Here is a 322-nt window from a genome sequence, read left to right as displayed (position 1 = left end):
GTTAAACCAGCCAAAGAAGCCTTTCTGATGCGCCAGTTCACCTTTGTGAGCCGGTTTCAAAATGGTGGCACACAGTGCCGGTGTCAGAATCAGGGCAACCAGTACGGACAGCGCCATGGCGGATACGATGGTCAGCGAGAACTGACGATAAATGGCACCGGTGGAGCCGGCCATAAAGGCCATTGGAACAAATACCGCAGACAGTACCAGAGCAATACCGACCAGAGCTGAGGTGATCTGCTCCATCGATTTTTTCGTCGCTTCTCTCGGCGGCAGGTTATCTTCTTCCATAACCCGCTCAACGTTTTCCACCACCACGATG

1 protein-coding gene is annotated in these 322 nt (G+C 53.1%); it reads right to left on the bottom strand.

The features are described 5' to 3' along the window. On the bottom strand, window positions 1-322 hold a 322-nt coding region (locus tag B2Z72_RS16610; RefSeq protein WP_297005330.1), incomplete at both ends, for an efflux RND transporter permease subunit.

This window comes from Thalassolituus sp. UBA6592, assembly GCF_002433655.1.
In the GTDB taxonomy this organism is placed as follows: domain Bacteria; phylum Pseudomonadota; class Gammaproteobacteria; order Pseudomonadales; family Oceanobacteraceae; genus Venatoribacter.
This window is presented reverse-complemented; position numbering and strand designations above follow the sequence as displayed.